Source organism: Corynebacterium sp. 212_CJEI (genome assembly GCF_001055915.1).
Taxonomy (GTDB): Bacteria; Actinomycetota; Actinomycetes; order Mycobacteriales; family Mycobacteriaceae; genus Corynebacterium; species Corynebacterium jeikeium_D.
In genome coordinates, this window is the sequence record NZ_JVPT01000077.1 from 1 (window position 1) to 1,484 (window position 1,484).

At 50.3% G+C, this 1,484-nt stretch carries 1 protein-coding gene; it reads right to left on the minus strand.

Features of this window, described 5'->3' with window-relative positions; translation table 11 throughout:
• Positions 1 to 675 precede the first annotated feature (675 nt).
• Positions 676 to 972 (minus strand): ClbS/DfsB family four-helix bundle protein, encoded by a 297-nt coding sequence (locus ADB02_RS11820; protein WP_323633107.1) that lies wholly within the window; start codon positions 970 to 972, stop codon positions 676 to 678.
• Positions 973 to 1,484 lie beyond the last annotated feature (512 nt).

The following is a 1,484-nucleotide window of genomic DNA, read 5'->3' on the forward strand; positions in this document are numbered from 1 at the left end:
GGGTTGGGTGCTGCGGCCCACTTTTGTTTTACCCACAGGTAAACAGAATTAACTCGCGTTTTAGTGCTGATGGTCTTTTCCGGCTTAGGACGGTTTGCCATTAGGTCGGTTTGATCGCGGCGGATATGCAAACCTTTAGTCGACCGGCAGCAAACCTACGAGCAAATCAGAATCAAATACGTCGGTCGTACAACGATTACTGGTGCATACCGGCAACTAGCCAAAGAGCCGATGCAGCACCTCTAGTCATTCCAATGAACGGCTCGGATCAACCATGTTGTTAGAGCCGGTCAAATTTGCTTTGTGCTCAAGACAGGGGTCGACGTGGTTGAGTCAATCAACTAGCAAGCAGCGAGTTTCTCCCATGTCCTTATCTTGGTACGAAACGTAGTGAGGGGGGGCAACAGTGTTGATATGTACCCACTTCCACACCGGTCATACTGACGGAGTGGAAGACGCCCACGCTCGCTGCTCAGACTCAAACAGCTCTGCTTCGGCCAGTCAGGGTACCAGTTGGATTACCTCGGCGAGTAGAACCTCGAATCGATTAATCAGATCTCGGGGTGGTACCAGCTCCCAGTGTTGGTAGAAAGACTCGTACAAGCTACCTAGCTAATCGCATTTGAAACTAGGAGCTTCAGTCACCACCTCTTTGTCCGCTTGCTCTTTCCGCTTTCAGCTAAGCAGTAATTCCATCCAGTCCAATAGGTTCGCGATAACCTGCCGGGGCGTGCGGTCTATTCCCTCAATGAGCATTTGCCCACCATCATCGGGAACATCCTCGAACTTGCGGATGAATAGACACCCGCGTTTAGTGGTCTCTGATTCAATCTCGCTTCCGGATTCATATGGCTTCACCACACATTTTCGGTGGAGCACTCTATATCCGAGGTATTCATGCGTATGTTCAAGTGTCCTGGGGTTAGTTCCGCTTTTTACGACCCTGGGTTGATGAAATAGGCAAGGTAGCACTTGGTTTGCGCTTCCCGTGGTGTGGCTAGTCCAGCACTTTGTGTATCCGCATAATTCTTTACCAATGCATCGTCCGCAAAGTGGCAAGTTCGATTTCCGCTTCTATGTTCACGAGTCTTGCGTATGAATGAGTTTTGTCTTGTAGAGAGTGTCGACTCCCTCAGTTGGAGCGTCGTGTTAAGAATCGTGGAACGTGGTGATGCTCGGACGGATTCCAGGACCGAGGTAGGAACTAGATCCAGCACGCTTCACTTACTGCCTCGCGCGTGTTGTTGTTAGATTGCTTATGGCTGTTAATGTGCTGATGCGCGTTACAAAATGCTCCGTGACCTGCGGGTTCGCTTTATGTGTGAAGTGTGTGTAATGTATCCGGGGTCAGCGCGACAGGGCGATGTGATTGCTTGTTGTGGTGATGTGGGGGAGAGTTTACTTTGTATTCACGGTCGGTTTGACTTGTGTTTGCAGTGAAGGTAGAGTCTTCTTCTGCTGCTCACGTGGTGGTTGCCCTGGTT